Raw genomic sequence first — 19,924 nt, 5'->3', positions numbered from 1 at the left:
GAAGTCTGTCCCGCCACGCCGGGACAGACTTGCTCTCTTCGATCGGGACTTCTATCGAACTTCTTGCCTTCTTAACTGCACACGCGAAGGTTTTCGAGTTGCTTCTTAACGGCGGCCGCTGGCTTCAGCCGTACATCAGTGTGACCACGCCAGAGAAAGCCGATAGAAGCCGCGAACCATCATATGCTTGACGCGCTCTGAACGGCTCAAGTCGATATCATACTCGCCGATCGCAGGAAGCAGCGTCAGCAGAATCGTCTTGAGCATGCTACGGGCCGTATTGGCGCCGAGACAGATGTGCGGACCATAGCCAAAGCCGAAATGCCGCACGCGAGGACGGTCGATATCGAAGCGATCAGGGTCATGAATAGCCCGTTCGTCCCGGTTGGCTGCCCCGTAGCATACAACAACGCGGCCGTCGGCAGGTATGATCGAGTCTCGGATACGAACATCGCCCAGTGTCTGCCGGCCAAATGCCTGGGTCGAAGTGTCCCAGCGCACACACTCCTCGATTGTCGCATCCACTTTCGAGAGGTCGGCATTCAAATTTCGACGCTGATCCGGATTGCGCCAGAGCGCATACATGACATTCGAGAAAAAATGGCCAACGGAGGCATTGCCAGCGAGGAGAACCGTCGACATGTTGCCGAGGATCTCGTCGTCGGTCATGCCTGACCCATTGTCTTGAGCGTCTAGAAGTTGTGAGAAGAGGTCATCCGACCGGCGCTGCTTTCGGCGATCCAGCTGCTCGCTCAGAAGGTCGAACACTCCTTTCATCAGATCGGGCGGGAGTGCGAGGCCGAGAGCACCACCCCCCGCATGAAACAACTCGCGGCTGAGTTCGGCTGCTCGATCGGCTAGTGGTCCTTCGAGCCCAAGCATGCGCCCCAGAGCCCCGTAGAGGATCGGCCGACTAACCTCAGACATGAACTCGCACTCGCCGCGGTCCTTCACTTCGGCGAGTACGCGCTTGACATGCGCCTCGATCGCCGGCTGTCGTTCCAAGATTCGTGCCGGCGTAAAACCCTTCATCACGACGCGTCGGAGTTCATCGTGCCGCGGCGGATCAGTCGATCCAAGCGTCTTGCCAACCCTCAGCGGTGAATCCGTTATCGCGTTTCCGCGCGAGGATGAGAAGGTGGAATAGTCCTGTAGGATGGCGGCAACATCCTCATAGCGGGTGACGAAATAGAAGCCGCTCTCCTGGTGACGATAGACTGGACGTTCGTCGCGGAGCACCTTGTAGATTGGATAGGGGTCGTTGATGAAAGCAGGGTCATCCGGGTCGAAGTGAAATTCCATCGGGCGCTCCCTGAATTTGCCGTCATTTTCCTTATATATACCAATGGGACTATATATTTCGCAAGAGGCTATGTCTCCTTCGCGCAGCCGATTGGGAAAGGACGCGGCTTCAGCCGGCTTTTCGGCTGGTCGACTTCCGCATTCCGACATGGAGCTCAAGCGCATCGCGGTCCGCCGTGATCTGTGCACTCGTTCCGCTGCGTACCACCCTGCCGCGTTCGATGATCAAAGCCTCGTGTGCGAGTTCGAGAGCAAAGCCCGCGTGCTGCTCGACCAGAATGGCCGACATTCCTTCTTTCTCCACCACTTCGGTGATGCAGCGCGCCACGTCCTGCGCGACCACCGGCGCCAGACCTTCCAGCGGCTCATCAAGAAGCAAGACTGCGGGGTTTGTCACCAGCGCCCGCGCGATCGCCAGCATTTGCTGCTCGCCTCCTGATAGTTGGCCCGCATAGTTTTGGCGTCGTTCCAGCAATCGTGGAAAGAGGTCATGGACGCGGCGCATGGTCCACGGACCCTTCCTCGCCGCAATGAGCAAGTTCTCCTCGACCGTGAGGGGAGCAAATACATCCCGCCCCTGCGGTACCCAGCCTATGCCGCGTCGGCACCTCTGAAACGGCGGGACCCGGTTCAGCGACTGGCCGCTCAGCAGGATGTGGCCAGATCTGGGAGCCAAGTGCCCCGCGATCGCCAGCATCAGGGTGCTCTTGCCGACTCCATTGCGCCCAAGTACGGCCAAGGACCTTCCCCTCTCGAGGGAAAGAGACATATCGCTCAAAACAATACCGTCGCCGTAGCCGACCGTAAGCCCTTGCACCTCGAGCAGGAGGTCAGCCATGAGCCTTGGCTCCCAGGTAGACCCGCTGAACGTCGGGATCTCGCGCTATCTCCTCCGGAGGTCCCTCACACAGGATGGAACCGGCGACCAGGACTGTGATACGTTCGGCAAATCGAAATACCAGCTCCATGTCGTGCTCGATGAACAGGATGGACACGTCATTGGGGAGCGCTTCTATGGCCTCCATGACCTCATAGCTTTCCGAGGCGGGCACGCCCGCCGCCGGCTCATCAAGCAACAGCACGGAGGGCTTCCCGGAAAGCGCGAGTGCGATCTCCAGCAGGCGCTGCCGCCCATAGGGGAGCTCGCGGGTTGGCTTGAGACAGACATCTGCAAGCCCCGTCCTTGTCGCGATCTCGTGAGCTTCGTCCACGACATGCGAACACCTGGACAACGCTCTCAGGGGCTGTCCGAGCAGCCCCGACCGGCGGCACACTGCGAGCACAAGTGATTCAAGCGGTGTGAGGCGGGGAAACAGGGCATTGACCTGGAAAGTCCGTCCCAGACCAAGAGCAATCCGGTTCTCGGTCGGAAGTTGGTCGATTCTCGCGCCGTTGAGGAATATCTGACCGCCGCTCGGTCGAAGAAAGCCGGTGAGCAGATGAACGAGCGAGCTTTTCCCAGCCCCATTCGGGCCGATCAAGGCGTGCCTGGCGCCGCGGCCCAAGCTGAAATTCACGCAGTTGGTGACGGTCAGGCCACCGAACGACTTGCACAGATCGGCCGTATGGAGAGCGGGCCCGTTCATGCTGCGGTCCCGGTCATGGCTCGTATTCGCCTGGACAGTATAGCTACTGCGCCGACGAGCCCACCTCGTGCGGATAGCATCATACCTATCAGGATCAAACCGAGCCAGAACATCCAGTAGACCGGATTGAGGGCCGACAGGATATCGCGCAACCACACAAAGAGCGCCGCTCCCAGGAATCCACCGATCAGCGAACCCAAACCACCCACCACCAGCATGATCAACGTGGAGACGGAGCGGTCGAAGCTGAGCGTCTCCAACGCCACGATCTGCGTGGTCTGGGCAAGGAGCGCACCAGCAAGGCCGGCCACGGTGGCTGAAAGCGTGAAGGCGATCATCTTGCGTTTCGCAGAGGAAATGGCGAGGGAGGCAATTCGGATCGGATTCTCGCGCATACCTTCCAAAGCGAGGCCCTCCGGGGAGCCGACGTACAGCCGGGCCGCGAGATAGAGCGCAAAGGCGATGGCATAGGCGTACCAGAATGCCGTTTTTCCGAATAGGTCGAACTCGAAGCGTCCCAGCACAGGCCACATATCGATTCCCTGAAGACCGGTATCGCCGCCGGTCAGCCAAGGCATGCGGCTGGCGGCCTCGTAGACCAGCAGACCTACGCACATTGTGACCATCAGCATCGCAGCTCCGTGGACGCGAGCAATGACGATGCTAAAGAGCAAGCCTGTTGCACCCGCGACCGCGCCCCCGACGAGCAGCCCAGACAGCGGCTCGCCCCAGCCGTGCGCCGCCAGTAGACCTGCCGCGTAGGCGCCCAGGCCAAAAAAGGCGGCGTGGCCGAAGGAGGGAATGCCTCCGTAGCCGAGCAACAGGTCGAGAGACATCGCAAACAAGCCGCTGATGATGATTTGAGTCAGCAGCACAAGATGTGTGGGAAAAACGAAGTAGCTGCATGCAGCGGCGACCCAGAACGCGATCTCAAGAGAGCGCCATCGCGCCCTCTCCCTGATCGCCTGTCGCGCAAGGGCAATGTCCACGACGGTCATTGTCGTCGGCCCGCAAGCCCTTGCGGTCGAACTGTCAGAACGATGAGGGCCGTCGCATAGAGGATGAAGCCTCCAGCTTCAGGCAAGAGATACTTCCCCACCACATCCACCGCGCCAAACAGAACCGCCGCAAGGAATGTCCCGCCGAGAGACCCCAGGCCGCCGACGCTGACGACGATGAGCAAATCCGTGAGAAACTTGATTGGAAAATACGGATCAAGCCCGACCAGCTTGACGCTCAAGGCTCCGCCAAGACCCGCAAGGGCCGAGCCGAGCGCAAATGCCGCCGCGTAAAGCCGGTCGACGTCAACGCCGCAGGAAGCGGTCATTCGCCGATTGGCGACAGCCGCACGAATCTTCGCGCCAAAGGTCGTATGCTCGATGAGGCCAACGACTCCCGCCAGAAGCGCGAGGCCGACCAGTATCAAGAAGGCGCGATAGCTATTGATCTCGACGGCGCCAAGTCGAATATTGCCTTCGAGCCAGGCCGGTACGGATATCGCAATCTGCTCAGGACCGACCAAATAGGTTGCTGCGGCAATCGCGACATAGACTACTCCAATCGTCATCAGAACCTGCTCAAGCTCTGGCGCTCGGTAGAAGCGATGGAAGAGGACACGCTCGAACGACGCGCCCACGAGAGCGGCGATGACAGCAGCCGCAATCACGGCGGGGATGAAGGGAACGCCCACTTTGGCTATCAGAAGCGCGGCCGCATATCCTCCGACCATCGCGAATGCCGCGTGGGCCATGTTCGCGAAATTCATGAGCCCAAGCGTGATCGACAATCCTCCCGCCATAAGGAACAAAACGAACCCATAAGCAATGCCTGCGACAAGGATGTTGACAAATCCGAGCATCAGCGTGCGTCAGCGCGCGGACCCGGGATCCTTGACCCCGGGCACCGATGCGAACTCGACATTGACGAGTTTACCATCACGCTTCTCGACTTTCCGAAAATAGATTGTCTGCACGATATCACGCGTGGCCGGGTCGATCTCGATCGGACCGCGCGGGCTCTCGAATTTCAAGTGCTTGATGATCTCCATCGTCTTGTCGGGGTCTAGCTCACTCTTCTGTTGCTCTACCGCCGAGTAGATCGCATGCAGCACGTCATAGCTCGTTGCCGCCATGAAATTCAGCGACTTGTCAGGGGCCACGCTGGAGTAGACAGCGGCAAACTCCCGATTCACAGCGGAGTCGTGGGTTGGCGTATAGTGGAACGCTGTGATCACGCCGAGCGCGGCATCGCCAGCCGTCGGCAAATTGGGTTCGTCGACGATATCGCCGGTGCCAATGATCTTGGTCGCCTGGTCTAGGCCAGCTTCTTTGCACTGCCGCAGAAAGATCGAGGGGAGCTCGCCTGCCGCCATGAAGACAAACACTGCATCCGGCTTCGCATCCTTGATCCGCTGAATGTAGGGAGAGTAGTCGGTCGTCTTCATGGGTGCTCGCACCGATCCGACGATGGTACCACCGACGGCTTTGAACTCTCGAATGAACATTGCCTCGGCGTCCAAGCCGGGCTCAAACTCGTGAACGAACGTATAGACGTTCTTGAGCCCCTGCTTTGCAGTGTAAATCGCGATCTCTTTCGCCACCGAGGTGGTCGTGAATCCAAAGCGCACCGCGTATGGGTGTTTGGCAAGTATTCCTGACGTGGCCGAATTGACGATCAGCAGCGGTACTTTGGCGGAGGTCGATAAGGGGGCCACGGCCATCGTGTTCGCCGTGTAATCCATCCCGGCCAGGAAATCGACTTTCTCGCCGACGATCAGCTCTTGTGCGATGCGGCGAGCGACGTCGGGGGCCGGCCCCGTCGTGTCCCGCCGGATAATTTGCACTTTGCGTCCAGCGACGACGGTACCATTCTGCTTTTGAAAGGCGGCAATCGCGGCATCGGTGATCGCGCCAGCGCTCGCGCCAGGCCCGGTGTAACTCATGATCCATCCGATTTTCACCGGGCGATCGTCCGCGCGCGCGATCGTCACCATGCCCAGCATTGCGCATGCGACCATGATCGTTTTGAACATGGCACCCTCCCCTCATCGTTCTTATCCACTTAATATAGACCATGCGGACAGTTTTATCAACTGCGCAAGAGACCTCGATCGGCCGAGAGCTGAGCCAGTGTGGTGGCGAGCTCGCTCAATTTGGTCCAACACAACCGTGCGTCTTGATGTACGGATCACCTCCCGTCACGATCAACAGAGCCCCTGAGCAAGCGTTAGGGACTAAGTTTTCTTCCGGAGACGAACGAGGGTGTCGATTCGCGCGATCTCGTACCCATCGGGTATTTGGGATATCGGAGCGACGGACAGTTCTGAGTGATCAATGTCAACCAGCTCATGGGTGTGTTCGATGTAGAAATGCTGATGAGCTGTTGTATTCGTATCGAAGTAGGTCTTCGTGCCATCGACACTCAGGGAACGCAGCAGGCCCGCTTGTGTCAGATGATTTAGCGTATTGTATACGGTCGCAAGCGAGACCGCGATACGCGCCTTCGTCGCCTGTTCGAAGACCATTTCGGCGGTCACGTGTTGCTCTGCGTTCCGAAACAACAAGTCAGCGAGCGCCAAGCGCTGGCGGGTCGGGCGCAAGTTGGCGGATAGGAGGATTTCGTTGATCTTCCGCGATGCGTCGGACCCGCCTTGTGCCGGCCGCTCGCGCACCCGCGCGGCCCATCCAATTGTTGTGTCATCGCTGGCCATGTGCATTCGTATCCAGGACCCAGTCGCGCCCCTCATGTTCCGAACTTGCTCTGGATCGCCTTGTCCAGCGTCTCGCCGCCGACGAAGCGCTGTCGGAGCTCGCGCTTCAACAGCTTCCCGGATGGGTTCTTCGGCAGACTGTCGACGAATACGACGCGCTTCGGCACCTTGAAATGCGCCATCGATCCGGCACAGTGCTTGACGACGGCATCCTCATCGAGCGTCTCGCCGGTCTTGACCACGACGATGGCGGTGACCGCCTCGATCCAGCGCGGATCTGGTAGACCCACGACGGCGACCTCGGAGACCGCTGGGATCTTGTAGATCATCTCTTCGACCTCGCGGCTTGCGACATTCTCGCCGCCGGTCTTGATCATGTCCTTGACGCGATCGACGACGGCGATGTAGCCCTCGGCATCGACGGTGGCGAGGTCGCCGGAGTGAAACCAGCCGCCCGCGAATGCCGCCGCGGTCTTCACCGGATCATTGTAATAGCCGGACAACAGATGCGGCGAGCGGTGCACGATCTCGCCGACTTCGCCAACGTTGACGTCCTCCATCGCGATATTGACCACACGCGTCTCGACATTGAGCACGGGCTTGCCGGCCGAACCGGCCTTGCGGAGCTGGTCCGCAGGGCCCAGCACGGTCGCCAGCGGCGCGATCTCGGTCTGGCCGTAGAAGTTCCAGAACTTGACGTTGGGCAGCCGCCGCTGCAGCTCCAGCAGCACCTCCACCGGCATGATCGAGGCGCCGTAATAACCCTTCTGCAACGTCGACAGATCGGTCTTGTCGAAATTCGGCGAGCGCAGCATCGCGATCCAGATCGTCGGCGGCGCGAAGAACGAGGTGATCTTGTGCGCCTGGATCAGCGCCAGGATGTTGTCGGCGGTCGGCTTGCCCGTGATCACGCCGGAAGCGCCGAGATAGATCTGCGGTCCCAGGAACACGTCGAGCTGGGCACAGTGATAGAGCGGCAGCGCGTGGAGGAATCTGTCGTCCACGCTCATGCCGCCGTCGATGATGCAGCTGACATACTGCCACATCACCGCTTCATGGGTCAGCATCGCGCCCTTCGGCAGGGATTCCGTGCCGCTGGTGTAGACGATCTGCGCAAGATCGCGGCTGTCGACGGAGGCCTCGAGATACGAGCCGTCGGCATCCAGGAGATCGTCGAAGGTGGTGAGACCGGCAGGTGCGGTGATGGGATCCTCACCCGGCAGCCAGATCAGTTTTTCGACCGCGCAATCCTTCGTGCTCGCGGCGCGCGCCGGCTCAACGAAATCGGGGCCGGTCGCGAGCAGCTTTGCGCCAGAGCTTCTCAGGATGAAATTGATTTCGTCCGGATGGAGCATGAAGTTGATCGGCACCAGCACCGCGCCGATCCGTGCCACGGCAAAGCGCAAGGTCGCAAACGCGTGCGAATTGCGCGACAGCACGGCGAGCCGGTCCCCCTTCTTCACGCTGAGACCGAGCAGGCCGCGTGCCAGCCGATTGCAGATCGCGTCCAGCTCCGAGAACGTCCAGCGCACCGAACCGCAGGCCAGGGCGGGCTTGTTCGGCTCGCGAGCCGCCGACCGGCGCAAGAGATCGCCGATGGAATGCTCGCGGGCCTTCGCCATGGTGCTTGTCAGGTCGCCTGTCATATTCGCTCCGCTGGAAATTCGGTCAATCATCGGCTCCGCCCTACTCCGCCTTAAATCGGGAGTAGAGACGCGTGCAATTGCATTCGAATATGTTGGCGCGGTCTTCCTTTGACAGGATCGAAAGCTCTTCGATGACCGGCTTCAGATCGTCGTAGTCGCGACCCGTCTTCGGGTCTTTCGCGCTTCCGGTTCCTGGCTTTTCTGTCGCGAACAGCACCCGGTCAGCGCCAACCGTTTTGACGAGCAGCTCAATCGCGTTCTTGTCATATGTGCACGTGTCGAAGTGGAATTGCCTCAGCTTTTCGTCGAAAGTGGCTCCTCCGCGTCGAACGGCCCAGGCGCGGAAGCGTCCCATGTGATACGGAATCGCGCCTCCTCCGTGCGGAACGATGAGCTTCAACGTCGGAAATCTTTCGAACACGCGAGACTCGAGCACCGAGATGATCGCGATGCTTTCCTCGTTGATGAACTTCAGGGTGTAGGACTCGCGCGGATGGCAACTGCTTGCAGAGTGCACCAGCATCGGGACGTCGAGCGCGCACGCCTTTTCATAAAGAGGATACCAGAATTCGTCACCCAATCCGGGCGGCGGAAGTCCGTCGCCCTCGGTCGGATCCGGATTGAGAAGGCAGCCAATGAACCCCTGCTCCTTCACTCGAAATTCCAACTCTGAAAGGCAGTTGGCCGGGCTCGCATCGCGATATTGCGGGAGGCCGGCGACAGCCCGAAATCTCTCCGGGAACAGCTGAACGGTTCGATGGATCACATCGTTCATGTGCCGGGTCCAGAGCTCGCTGACCTTCGCCGGTTTGACGGAATGCATCTGCATGTAGGGGCGCGGCGAAAGAAACTGAATGTCGGTGCCGACGCGGTCCATGATATCGATGATCGTCTGCGCAGCCTCGCGGATGCTTTCGTCCGGCACCTTTGCGCTCGCGGCCGGATTGCCGCGGTTCGACACCAATTCAGCCATGTACTTGTAGCTTTCGGGCGCCAGGACGACATGTGCGTGCGAGTCGATGATCAGCGGCATGGGTAAGTCCTCTTCGGTTTGCCTGTCTTAGAAATTGTAGATATCGAGTGTGCGTTCGCCCTGCCCTAGGCGTTTCAGGATCGACGCTTCTTTCGCTTCCCGAGCCACGGACTTCTCAACGACGTCCGCCACCAAAGTCCGCGGGATCGCGACCACTCCGTCGTAGTCGCCGACAATGAGGTCCCCCGCGCGAACCACAACGTCCTCGATCAAGGTGGGGTAGTTGATCCAGCCCCGCGCGCCATAGTCCTTTCCCGTTCCTCGCATGCACAGACCCCGCGCAAAGATCGGAAAATCGGAGCTCGCCAATGTCGCTCCATCGCGAACGAAACCATTGATCACGAGGCCAGCGAGGCCACGCTGACGCGCGGCGCACGACATGATCTCACCCCAATAACCGAACTCATAACCGCCTTCGACGTCGACCACGAGAACGTCGCCGGGTTGAGCCAAGTAGATCGCGCGATGAAGCCACAAATTGTCACCCGGCGGCGAATGGACCGTGACTGCCGGTCCACAAACGCGAAAATGCGGATCGAGAGGCTTAATTGCCGCGGGTAGTGCGCCGATGCGACCGGCGGCTTCATGAATAGTCGATGTCGGCAACTCACTCGCGGAGCGGAGCAGCGCCGCAGCCGGCCGTTCGAAGTCGGTCCTCACGGTCGCCAGCGCTCGAGACGCGTCGGAGCCGGCCATCATCGTTCCTCCGCTCGCGTTTGCAATTGATGATAGCGGTGAGTCTCGCGAGCTTTGCGGAGGCTCATACCGCCCCTGACGGAGGCGCGAATTGCATCTTCCGCTTTTTGGATCTCTTCGGCGGATGCGAGAACTCTCTCCTCATGCTCCCTTGGAATCACGACAACGCCATCCGCGTCGCCTCGCATGAGATCGCCTGGACACACCCGCGCCCGGCCGATCGTGACGGGGATCTGCGTCGCCTCGACCTGCACGCGATCTTTGCCCGTCCGCATCCAGGACTCTCGGCTGTAGATGGGGTAATTTAATTCCAGGCAGAGCGCGACGTCGCGATTGATCCCGTCGATGACTGTCCCAGCGATACCTTTGCGATGAGCCACCTCGGTCAGGATATCGCCCCAGACCGTAACGTCGTCCCGCCCGCTATTGGCGAGGACGATCACCTCGCCGGCATCGACATCGTCGATGTAGTCGCCGACCGTCCCAGGAGGTGACCCGGCCACGCCGTACAGCAAGGTCCAAGCGCGGCCTGTCATCCGAAAGCCATACGACCGCGGCTTGATTTGATAGCATTGCCCGACGATCCCGTGCCGATCTAGTGCGTCACTTAGTGTAGCCGTATCCAGCCGCGCAGCGCGCTCTACATTAACGTCCACCATCTCTCCCCTCATCTCAGCGTAGCATGTGTTCGTAGTTGGCACCCATCACGTCGGTGACCTTGGAGCCGTCGAGCAGCGCTTTCGCCATAGCCGCCTCTCGGCCAGCGATCATCTCGGCAGCAGAAAGCACAGAGTCGATCTCAGTAGGCGGAATGAACGCAACTCCACTGGAGTCCGCCAGAACATAGTCACCAGCGTTCACGACTAGCTCGCCGATTGTAACCGGGCCGTTGACTTCGGCTTCGACCACACGCCCGCGAGCCGTTTTCGCCGTGAGCGACCTGCAGTAGATCGGAAACTTGTAAGTGCGGGCTTCATCGATATCGCGGACCGGACCATCCGCGACCACGCCGCCGATGCCTCTCAGCTTCGCTGCGAGACTCAAGATGCCCCCCCAGCTCCCGGCGTCAATTCCCGTGCGCTGTTCCACCACGATCACATCGCCAGGATCGGCCAGCTCGATTGCGGTTGTCCCGAGATGCTTGGGCGGGCCTTGGTGGGCCTTGGCCTCATCGCAGGCGACAAGCCTGTAGGTGACGACCTTCCCGGCGATCTTCGCAGGAACGGATTCAGCGCGAAGTCCGCTGACGACGCGGCCTTTGATCCCCAATTTGTCGAGCGCATCTGACACGGCACAGCAATCAAGTCGCTTAAGCCGCGTGACGGAATCCTCCATACTAATTTCCTCCTGCATTCCGATTGACGGGCAGCTGGCGCATAACGGATCGGATGCCACGCTGCCTCCAAAGAAAGGGCAGCCCGATGCGCTCGTTGCATCGGGCTGAGTTGCGCGACTCGGGAGGTCGCAAGCTTGCCAACCCTGGTGTAAGCCTCGCCTAACATCGGATTTCGCAACCAACGCGCTGACGACAGGTCATTCGTGACTGCACAATCACGCCAAGCGGAGACGGCATTATCCACCCTGTACTCCATCGCCGATCGGTGTCCATCGACCGGACTCGAAGCGCTGAATCCAAAACCTATTGATGGTACTGTAGTCATCAGGCGTTGTGGTCACGGTGATTCCCGGCAAGAGCAAGGGCACCTTCATGTCTTTGAGACGGGTCGCTAGGTCTAGCAGATTGTCGCGCGTCAACTTCGAACCAGCCTGCCGCAGAACGTGCGCCATGAGGTACGAGGCTTGGTAACCCGTTATGTAGCCGGCGTCCGATGGGTTCTTCCCGGGAAGATTATCGCGCATCCATGCATTGTATTCCTTGATATCATCATCATTCTGCCACCGCGGATCAGACGGATCTTTCGCGTAGCCGGTTGAGATGATGCCTTCTGCCCGATCCAGGCCCGCCGGCTTAAGAACCGTCTCCACCCCCGAGGCGATGCTGCAGACCAGATTGAGCGGCTTCCAGCCGATCTCATGGCGGACTCGGATCTGCATCGCGCCGAATTTCTGAGTCCCCGCGAAATAGAAGACGTTGGCTCCCGATGCCTTGGCCGTGATCAGCTGACTTTCGATGGTGGGACTGGTCACCTCGAAACTCTGTTCGCTGACGATCAGACGTTTCGCGCTCTCTCCCAGGCCTGACTTGAAGCCAGAGACGAAGTCCTTACCAAGATCATCGTTCTGATAGAGAATGGCGATCTTGGGATCCGGGACGCTTGAGAGGACGTATCGAGCCGTTGCCCGGGCCTCGGCCGCGTAGCCTGGCAGCATCGGTATGGTCCACCGAAATGCTGTTGGATCGGCAAATCTGCTCGCGCCAGTCGCGATGAAGAGCTGAGGCACCTTCTTGCCGTTGAGATATTTCTGGACCGCCGCGTTGGTCGGCGTTCCTACCGAACCATAGATGGCGAACACCTCATCGCCTTCAACCAGCTTGCGCGTCAGTTCGACGGTCTTCGGGGGGCTATATCCATCGTCGAGCGAGATAAGCGTGACCTTGCGTCCATTGATCCCACCTTTTTTGTTGATTGCCTCAAAGTACGCCGTCGAAGCGAACCCGGTAGTGGCCGCCGCTGATACCGGTCCTCCATACGGCTGAGTTTGCCCCAGTTTGATCTCTGAATCGGAGGCGCCGGAATCATACTCTTGAGCAAACGACGAAGATGCGAGACACATCAGCAATAGAGCAGACTTCCCAACTGTACCCAGCATTCCATCCTCCTCCTTCTTTGTCCGCCTCTTGGTGCGGTCTACCTGGTTCAACCTAGTCTGAAGATTGGCGGCCCAGCTTGCGGCACCACTCAGATGCCCACGGAAGCGGGCCAGCGCGGCTTTAGCGCTTGAGTCACCCCCTGATCGAAAGAGCAGCGTCGTCGCGTGCGGTCAGATGATGAGGCTAACTTCCGCCGCAGCAGGTTCACCCGGAATCGTGGTACGCGCGGTTTCGCTCTGCCTCTTCCAGTCGGATCCCGCCGGATAGTGTAGCGAGGCCGAACGAACGCGATCGAGGCCCACATCGTCGACGTTTGCCGGGATCTTCCCTTCGTCGCGCAGCTTCGTCGCCGCATTAACGAGTTGGCGCCTCACGGTGACGATCATCGCGTCGGACGAACTAAGATGCTCTTTCGTTCGATCATAAATCGGCTCATCCTGATCGTTGGTCATCAACTCCGTCATGGCGCGATCCTGCAGATTACCGGAGAAGGGAATGCCGCAGAACATTGTTTGGCTCTGAACGCTAAGATCGCGACCGTAATCGTTGCGCTTGTTGGCCTTGGTCAGGAAATACGTTCGCGGATCGTTGGTCCGCTCGACAAAGCCACCGACCTCGTCGAACGTGTTGGCGTGCGATGCCAGCTCTTCGTCCGACAGCGACTTTGTCGGATGTCCTCGGTGCGAGATCAACATGGCATGATTGTCATCGAGCGGCACGAAGGAGCGGAGATTGATGCTGCCGTCCCCAATTGTAATCATCGTATGGAATGGGAAGATGAATTGGTTGACTCGATGCCACTCGCTTCCGTCATCGAACTTGCGCATTGCGGAATAATAGGCGCCGTAGTTCGTGGCGACGACATCGAGCACCGGCGGAAGACCGGTCGGATTCCAGAAGCCGCGAATACCCTTCTGCGGCTTTGGGCTATCTTCATGAAGACGTCGATGCACCCAATCGAGGTGAGCAGAATCGAGGTCTCCCTCTAGGTTCTGCAACCAATTCGCTTCCTCCATCATGATGGAAGGACGATAAACGCGATCCTCTGGAAGAAGGTTGATCTCGAAGCGGGGGAAGGGAGGCGGCTCCTTGCGCGAACCGAGATAGACCCAAACCATGTGGTTTACCTCGTGACAGGGATAAGCGCGCGCCTTGATATTGGCGCAGAATTTCTCGCGTCGTTCGGGCTGCTCAGTCGGGGTATCCAGGCACTTGCCGGTGATGTCGAACTTCCAGCCGTGGTATGCGCAGCGCAGACCGCCATCCTCATTGCGACCGAAATAGAGGCTGGCGCCGCGATGCGGACAGAACTCCTCAAGAGCGCCCATCCGGCCTTCACTGTCCCGGAACATCACGAGCTTTTCGCCCAATAGCATCATACGCTTGGGGGCGCAGTCCGGCGAGGCGAACTCGGATGAGGGCAGTGCCGGGATCCAATATTGGCGCATCAGTTCCCCCATGGGAGTGCCACGGCCGACGCGACAGATCAGCTGGTTATTCTCGTTGGATAGCATGTGTCACTCCCTGGCTTTCCCGACGGGGAACCCGCCCCATCCATGGATAATGGAATTCTGTTTCGTATTTGATTATCGCGAAAGATACGCCATCTCGGAAGCCGGAGGCAATGCTAAATTTTGCATGTGGTCTATTTTAAAAAACGGAGCGGGCTCGGGATCATGGCGCTCGCGAGGACGTCTCGGTTGAACCGACATTACGATAGCCTCGCACAGCCCCCCGGCCCTGGACCGAGACCGCGAGGCTCAAGCTTCGCCGTTGACCCGAAGCCATGGCACGTCAGTCGGAAAGACCTTTTCGTGTTGGACCGTACTGCTGCGAGGTTTCGAAACCTCGGGGCAATGTCTCAAAGCCCCGCGCGCTGCAAATCGAACTCGTGCAATTTTTCGAGTTCCGAGATCACGTGGTCCAGCATGTCCGCCATGCCCTTACCGACGACATATCTCGGTTTTGGATTTGCGATTGTCGCTGCCGCTATTGCAGCCTCGACCACGGGCGTCAGATCGGTCAGCACATCTGCGGCTCTCTTTTCTCGAGCCTTTGCCATATCGGCCGCCATCTTTTGATAGGCGGGGCTGACCGTGCTCAACAATCGCTTATCCGCGATTGCCGTTTTGAACTGCCCAGGCAGGATCGATACTACCCTTACTCCGAAAGGCCTTGCGTCGATGTCGGCTCCAGCAGATATCGAATCCATCGCATGCTTTGACGAACAATACGCGTCGTATAGCGGCGTCGAAAAGATCGCGCCTATGGCCGTCACGTTGATGATCCGGCCCGCCTTCTGGTCGCGCATGATTGGCAGCACAAGCCGCATCATCTCGTGGGGTCCGAAAAAGTTCGTTTCGAACACCGCTCTCAGCAGTTCCAGGGAGGTGTCCTCGAGTGAGCCAGAGCACGCAACTCCCGCATTGTTGACAAGCACGTCCAGTCTCCCGAACAGATCGACCGCTCTGCCGACGGCGCGTTCACGCGATTGGGCGTCAGTGATGTCCAGCTGGAAAATGTCGAGCTTGGCGCCGTACTCGCGCGCAGCGGCTTGCAGCTTCGCCGGCGGCTCCTGCGGGCGACGCATCGTCGCGACGACCGAGTCGCCGCGCTGCAAGAAGCCAAGTGCAATGGCTTCGCCGAATCCAGAGCTACAACCCGTAACAAGCACGACCGCCATGTCTCTCTCCCTCGTTTTGAATTCAATTATGAATGCAAAACTGCAGGGGGTCAACTCGGGGCAGATCGCAACGCACTTGCGCCGCTGGTTGGCAAGCCCGCACGCATGTGCGGCCGCGGGCGCTGCCGGAGCGCAGGTTGTGTGCACAGGCGCCAGGGTTTCTGTGCGCGATCCATTGGTCCCGCTGGATCTGTTCGGCGGCGACTACCCAAGTGCGAGCCTCCTGCGCGTGTAGGTTCTCCCAGGCGGGCCTTGGAAGCTCGCTCGCCAGACGAAAAACCGTCCGCGTCGCGGGCAGCCTTTCAACAAATCATTCGTGCAAGCCAGCGTCGAGTTCTACATTTTTGGCGTTATTTCATATACTTACGAGGCGATAAGCAGCGGGGGACGGATCGAGAATGAGCAGGGTCAGCCATTTCCGCCTGGCATCCCAGTCGATATATTGCGGTCGCGAGATTGCGGGGAGAAGGCATTGGGACGTAAACGATTGGGCGAGGAGCGAGGAGCTGGCGCCAAGCCGGCCAAGAAGGCGCCCAGAGCCAGGGCGCAACAGAAGAAGGACGCCAATCGCGCAGCGCGGGTGCTGGAGATCATGGCCGCCTTCAATGTTGAAGATCGCTACCTCGGCAACGCCGAGATAGCCGAGCGGACCGGAATTCCTCGCCCTACGGTCTCACGGATAACCGCGACCCTGGTCGAGGAGGGTTATCTCAACTATCAAAACCGCATTGGAAAGTATGAGGTTGGTCCGCGCGTCCTGGCGTTGAGCTACTCATTGATGGCCCGACTTCAGATCTACACCAGGGCCCGCCCCTTCATGGAAGATCTTGCCAGGGAGGCGAGAGCGATCGTCGGACTTGGAATCCTGGACGGCCTGAACGTCGTCTTCATTGAATGCGCCATGGGTGATCAGCTGTATTCGCAGCGGGTCATGGTGGGATTTCGGGTGCCTGTCGCATTTACCTCGATAGGCTGGTCGTGCCTGTCAGCCATGAACTCGCCGCAGCGCGCGGAGGCGCTTCAAAGGCTGGAAGCGTTCTATCCCACCAGAAGCTCCGAGATCGCCTCGAATGTTAAAAGGGCGATAGCCGATGTCTGGGAACGCGGCTTCTGTATTTCCGAGGGCGCCTTTGAGGCGGGCGCCAACGCAGTTAGCGTCCCCTTCCTCGACAAGGATGGCCAGCAAATTCTGGCATTCAATATGATTGGATCAGACGCTATCCTCACGCGCCGCGCGATCGAATCAAAATGGGGGCCGCGGCTGGTCAAGATGGTGGAGCAATTTCGCGCGGCGGGCGAGCGGTCGCGCGAAACCGCTTCCACCTCACGTGCTCGATCGCGGCGCATCGGCTAAGAATGGCAGCTCTCCCACGCAAGGCACGAAGCTCCCTTCGCCTACTAAAAGATGTTTGTTTGCTACATTCATTCGGTGCAGACGGGAATTTAGACAATGAAACGGCGCACCGAACAACTTGAAACGGGCAGCGTTGAGCGGGTCCAACGTGGATTGCGTATGCTCATTTCGCAGGGCGTGCTGCTGCCCGGAGAACAGATCCGTCAAGAGGAGATGGCAGAAGAGTTCGGCGTAAGTCGGGTGCCGCTTCGGGAGGCGCTGACCATTCTGGCCGATCAGGGAATGCTCGATCATCATCTCAACAGGGGCTACTTCGTCGCGAAGCGAGTGCCGGAGGAACTGCATCAACTTTATCGCATGCTAAGCTTGCTGGAAGACGAACTTCTCGAAGCAATGGATTGGCCGACGAAGGACGAAATCACCCAGCTAAAGCTCCTCAATCGCAAGATGGCCGAGCTGGCGGAAGGAACCGACTGGGCAGACATGATATCGCTGAACCATCAGTTTCACATCAAGATCTTTAGCCTCAGTCGTTACAAGCTCATCTTCCGAGAGATCGAGCGGTTGTGGACGATGAACGATGTCTACATCGCGGGCAAGCTGGCTCTTCCCGAAGCCCGCCTAAGAACCGTCCAGGAACACGACAAAATCATCTTGGCATTGGCCAGAAAAGATCAAAATGCTTTGAAGCGGTCGTTTGAAGCTCATCGATCGAATGCGACCGCCGATCATGCGCCTCGATCATATGGCGGACCTAAAGCAAAGCTGGGCAGCAGATCGGCCACAAGGAAATTGCCGCTCAGGCGCAGGACAGGCGTATGAGGTCCCGTTGCAGAGCTAATCGCAGCGTACTGGCTCCAAAATACGAGACAATCGCCCTCGATGCGGACCGACATCAGTTCAATGTCGAGCGCGCACGTGGCGGAAGTTGAAAGTCCCTAGATACGCGAACTCAGGAGAGTAACACGCTTTGGCAGAGAACCTATTCAAAGAACAAAGCTCAAAATTCGTCAAGAAACGTCGCCGGCAACAACGGTCGATCGATACGCGAGAGCGCATCCTCAAGATCGCCTATTCCGAGTTTGCTGAAATGGGTTTTCAAGGGACTTCAACGCGCGTCATCGCCGCGAAGGCGGGCGTTCATCACCCATTGGTCACCTACCATTTCAAGAACAAGGAGAACCTTTGGAAGGCGGTAATGACCTCTGTTGCCGCAGATTTCACGGCGACATGGCAAGCTCGGATGGCCGGATTGAAGGACGTCGATGACGTAACCAAGCTTCGGCTGATCCAGGAAGATTTTGTGAGATTTGCGGCTGCCAATCCTGGCTTCCACTGGTTGATGGCAAACGAAGGTGATCGATCGACCAACAGGCTTCGGTGGGTCGTCGAAAATAGGACCAAGCCGTTCTTTGCGGCCGTCACCGGCCTGATAAGATCGGCGCAGAAAGCCGGTCGGTATGTTGAGGGCGACCCTTATCACCTCCTTTATCTCTTCATCGGCGCTGTCACCCGGATATTCATGCAGGCTGCAGAGGCCGAAGCGGTGACCGGCCAGTCCCCGTTTTCTCCAGCATTCGTCGAAAAGCACGTTGCGACCTGTTGTGCGCTTTTCTTTCGAGATCCGCCGATCTCGGCGCGCTCCCGAACCAATCGATCGAAAACCACCAAGAGGCCTTCGCGGGCAAACGGTTCGAAGGCTGAATAGGGTCATGAGCTGCGACGAAACCAGAGGGCGGCCAAACGAAAGTAGGCCGGCGCGTATCTGACCATTCGCGGAGCAAAGACGGTCTTTCTTGCTGATGTTTCGAGTCCCTACGAAAGACCAAATGTTTTTTGAACCTCGGCGCGACGCTCACTCATCGCTGCGGACACTTCCGTGAAGACCTTCTGCAGCACGGCGTTTTGTGAGAAGCGGTTGACGAGGCCGGCCAAGACAGGGTGAGCCGCGATCAAGCCTTTCTGTCCCAGATAGTCTTCGGCGGCGCGCACAAACGGGATAAAGGATGCAATCGTGGTGTCCGCCGTACTCAGCTCGCTACCGACGGCGTGCGGCCCCTCCTTCGACAGGAAATGCTCGAGATCGTCGAGGGACTTTATCAATTGCGGAGCATGGATCGAGATTCGTTTTTCGTCACGTGCGAGGGGAGCCTGGTGCAGGGAAATTGGCATCATGGGCTGGAGCCCGACTATGGCGCCCATAACATACAGTTCGACTATCCTGCTCAACATTCGCGCCCTGGCCCGAAGAAGTGGATTCCCTGGCCGGAGCGCGGGATGCGGGTGAAGCTCTTCCAGAAACTCGACAATCGAGTCGGACTCCGTGATCGTGAAACCATCATCAAGGACGAGGACCGGGATCTTGCCGATCGGTGTAATTGCCTTGAATGCGGACGACGTCATCCCGCCAAGGCTCGACGGTTTGATCATCTCGGCTTGGAGACCCTTGTAGTAGAGTGACGCGCGAACGCGAGCCGAGTACGGTGACAAGGGTGATGTGTAGAGCTTCAAGACTGCCTCCCTAGATCGGCCTTAGACGATTCAGTCACGACCGTCGGCGCGCTGTGCCAGTCGCGAAGTTCCCTGCTGCCGCAACCACCGCGGCTCGGCCGCTCTCGCAGCTGCCTCAACCGATCGCAAGCACAACGTTTCCAGTCACTGCACCGCTCGCGACGCTGTTGTGAGCCTTGGCAATCTCCGACAGCGGGTAGCATTCAGCAATGAGGTGGCGAACCTGATCATTGCCCAACCAGAACTGCAGGAGGCGGATTGCGCTGTCGCGCGCCGTCGGCGCGAGGCGGTAAACCGAAAAGAAGCGGGCGAGAACGGCGCGGTCAATCAGAGGCAGAAAAGGCAGTTTGAACTCGCGCTCACGACTACCGTAGACAACCCAGGTTCCGCCCTCGGCTAGCGCCTTGAGATTGGATTGGGCGTTGGAAGCTACATCGACCTCGATCACGCGATGGACGCGCTCGCCTCGCGTCGCTTCGAGAACCGCGTCCGCGACAGGGTCCGTGCGGTAGTTGATGCAGTGCGTGGCGCCCGCGTCACGTGCAAGCGCTGCCTTCTCCGCGCTACTGACGCTCGCTATCACATCGACAGCACCGAGCAAGCGAGCGAACTGGATCGCGTAGTATCCCAC

The 19,924-nt window shown here is 59.0% G+C and carries 20 protein-coding genes; 3 read left to right on the top strand and 17 right to left on the bottom strand.

Annotated features, from left to right (window positions below):
• Window positions 1-135: 135 nt before the first annotated feature.
• The 15 genes from QCM77_RS17630 to QCM77_RS17560 all read right to left on the bottom strand — a co-directional run bounded on the left by QCM77_RS17630 (window position 136) and on the right by QCM77_RS17560 (window position 15,428).
• Window positions 136-1,302, bottom strand: a complete 1,167-nt coding sequence (locus QCM77_RS17630) for a cytochrome P450 (RefSeq protein ID WP_279684360.1) — start codon at window positions 1,300-1,302, stop codon at window positions 136-138.
• Window positions 1,303-1,411: 109 nt separating this feature from the next.
• Window positions 1,412-2,140 (bottom strand): ABC transporter ATP-binding protein, encoded by a 729-nt coding sequence (locus tag QCM77_RS17625; RefSeq protein WP_279684359.1) that lies wholly within the window; start codon window positions 2,138-2,140, stop codon window positions 1,412-1,414.
• Window positions 2,133-2,888 carry an ABC transporter ATP-binding protein gene (locus QCM77_RS17620; protein WP_279684358.1) on the bottom strand — a complete coding sequence of 252 codons (756 nt, stop codon included), beginning with the start codon at window positions 2,886-2,888 and terminating at the stop codon, window positions 2,133-2,135. Before QCM77_RS17620 ends, QCM77_RS17625 begins: the two co-directional genes overlap by 8 nt.
• A complete protein-coding gene (locus QCM77_RS17615) occupies window positions 2,885-3,886 on the bottom strand; it encodes a branched-chain amino acid ABC transporter permease (RefSeq protein WP_279684357.1) in 1,002 nt (333 codons plus the stop codon). The genes QCM77_RS17620 and QCM77_RS17615 overlap by 4 nt, the downstream gene beginning before the upstream one ends.
• Window positions 3,883-4,746: a branched-chain amino acid ABC transporter permease gene (locus QCM77_RS17610; protein ID WP_279684356.1), complete on the bottom strand. Its 864-nt coding sequence runs from the start codon at window positions 4,744-4,746 to the stop codon at window positions 3,883-3,885. Before QCM77_RS17610 ends, QCM77_RS17615 begins: the two co-directional genes overlap by 4 nt.
• A 9-nt stretch (window positions 4,747-4,755) precedes the next feature.
• Window positions 4,756-5,919, bottom strand: coding sequence for an ABC transporter substrate-binding protein (locus QCM77_RS17605; RefSeq protein WP_279684355.1), 1,164 nt, complete (start codon window positions 5,917-5,919; stop codon window positions 4,756-4,758).
• A 201-nt stretch (window positions 5,920-6,120) separates the two neighbouring features.
• Window positions 6,121-6,597: an iron response transcriptional regulator IrrA gene (gene irrA / locus QCM77_RS17600; protein ID WP_279684354.1), complete on the bottom strand. Its 477-nt coding sequence runs from the start codon at window positions 6,595-6,597 to the stop codon at window positions 6,121-6,123.
• Window positions 6,598-6,629: 32 nt separating this feature from the next.
• Window positions 6,630-8,243, bottom strand: coding sequence for an acyl-CoA synthetase (locus tag QCM77_RS17595; RefSeq protein ID WP_279684353.1), 1,614 nt, complete (start codon window positions 8,241-8,243; stop codon window positions 6,630-6,632).
• Window positions 8,244-8,283: 40 nt separating this feature from the next.
• Window positions 8,284-9,276, bottom strand: coding sequence for an amidohydrolase family protein (locus tag QCM77_RS17590; protein WP_279684352.1), 993 nt, complete (start codon window positions 9,274-9,276; stop codon window positions 8,284-8,286).
• 27 nt (window positions 9,277-9,303) lie between these two features.
• Window positions 9,304-9,972 carry a 4-carboxy-4-hydroxy-2-oxoadipate aldolase/oxaloacetate decarboxylase gene (locus tag QCM77_RS17585; RefSeq protein ID WP_279684458.1) on the bottom strand — a complete coding sequence of 223 codons (669 nt, stop codon included), beginning with the start codon at window positions 9,970-9,972 and terminating at the stop codon, window positions 9,304-9,306.
• On the bottom strand, window positions 9,972-10,631 hold the full coding sequence (locus tag QCM77_RS17580) for an RraA family protein (protein ID WP_279684351.1): 660 nt from the start codon (window positions 10,629-10,631) through the stop codon (window positions 9,972-9,974). Before QCM77_RS17580 ends, QCM77_RS17585 begins: the two co-directional genes overlap by 1 nt.
• A 13-nt stretch (window positions 10,632-10,644) precedes the next feature.
• Complete coding sequence (locus QCM77_RS17575; RefSeq protein ID WP_279684350.1) at window positions 10,645-11,307, bottom strand: RraA family protein; 663 nt, start codon at window positions 11,305-11,307, stop codon at window positions 10,645-10,647.
• Window positions 11,308-11,544: 237 nt separating this feature from the next.
• Window positions 11,545-12,744: an ABC transporter substrate-binding protein gene (locus QCM77_RS17570; RefSeq protein WP_279684349.1), complete on the bottom strand. Its 1,200-nt coding sequence runs from the start codon at window positions 12,742-12,744 to the stop codon at window positions 11,545-11,547.
• Between the two features lie 171 nt (window positions 12,745-12,915).
• Window positions 12,916-14,259: a Rieske 2Fe-2S domain-containing protein gene (locus QCM77_RS17565; RefSeq protein WP_279684348.1), complete on the bottom strand. Its 1,344-nt coding sequence runs from the start codon at window positions 14,257-14,259 to the stop codon at window positions 12,916-12,918.
• 347 nt (window positions 14,260-14,606) lie between these two features.
• Window positions 14,607-15,428 (bottom strand): SDR family oxidoreductase, encoded by an 822-nt coding sequence (locus QCM77_RS17560; protein WP_279684347.1) that lies wholly within the window; start codon window positions 15,426-15,428, stop codon window positions 14,607-14,609.
• A gap of 472 nt (window positions 15,429-15,900) precedes the next feature.
• Here QCM77_RS17560 and QCM77_RS17555 point away from each other — a divergent pair, with 472 nt between their 5' ends.
• The 3 genes from QCM77_RS17555 to QCM77_RS17545 all read left to right on the top strand — a co-directional run bounded on the left by QCM77_RS17555 (window position 15,901) and on the right by QCM77_RS17545 (window position 18,490).
• The gene (locus tag QCM77_RS17555) at window positions 15,901-16,782 is read left to right on the top strand and encodes an IclR family transcriptional regulator (protein WP_279684346.1); all 882 of its coding nucleotides are present in this window, start codon (window positions 15,901-15,903) and stop codon (window positions 16,780-16,782) included.
• Between the two features lie 96 nt (window positions 16,783-16,878).
• Window positions 16,879-17,604 (top strand): GntR family transcriptional regulator, encoded by a 726-nt coding sequence (locus tag QCM77_RS17550; protein ID WP_279684345.1) that lies wholly within the window; start codon window positions 16,879-16,881, stop codon window positions 17,602-17,604.
• Window positions 17,605-17,752: 148 nt separating this feature from the next.
• The gene (locus QCM77_RS17545; RefSeq protein WP_279684344.1) at window positions 17,753-18,490 is read left to right on the top strand and encodes a TetR/AcrR family transcriptional regulator; all 738 of its coding nucleotides are present in this window, start codon (window positions 17,753-17,755) and stop codon (window positions 18,488-18,490) included.
• Between the two features lie 107 nt (window positions 18,491-18,597).
• Here QCM77_RS17545 and QCM77_RS17540 read toward each other — a convergent pair whose 3' ends face one another.
• Window positions 18,598-19,293, bottom strand: coding sequence for a glutathione S-transferase family protein (locus tag QCM77_RS17540; RefSeq protein ID WP_279684343.1), 696 nt, complete (start codon window positions 19,291-19,293; stop codon window positions 18,598-18,600).
• A 115-nt stretch (window positions 19,294-19,408) separates the two neighbouring features.
• On the bottom strand, window positions 19,409-19,924 hold a 516-nt coding region (locus QCM77_RS17535; protein WP_279684342.1), incomplete at its 5' end, for a zinc-binding dehydrogenase.

The sequence above is a fragment of the Bradyrhizobium nivariense genome (assembly GCF_029846695.2).
Taxonomy (GTDB): domain Bacteria; phylum Pseudomonadota; class Alphaproteobacteria; order Rhizobiales; family Xanthobacteraceae; genus Bradyrhizobium.
Note: the sequence above shows the minus strand (reverse complement) of the source record. Positions and strands in the feature narration are given on the sequence as shown.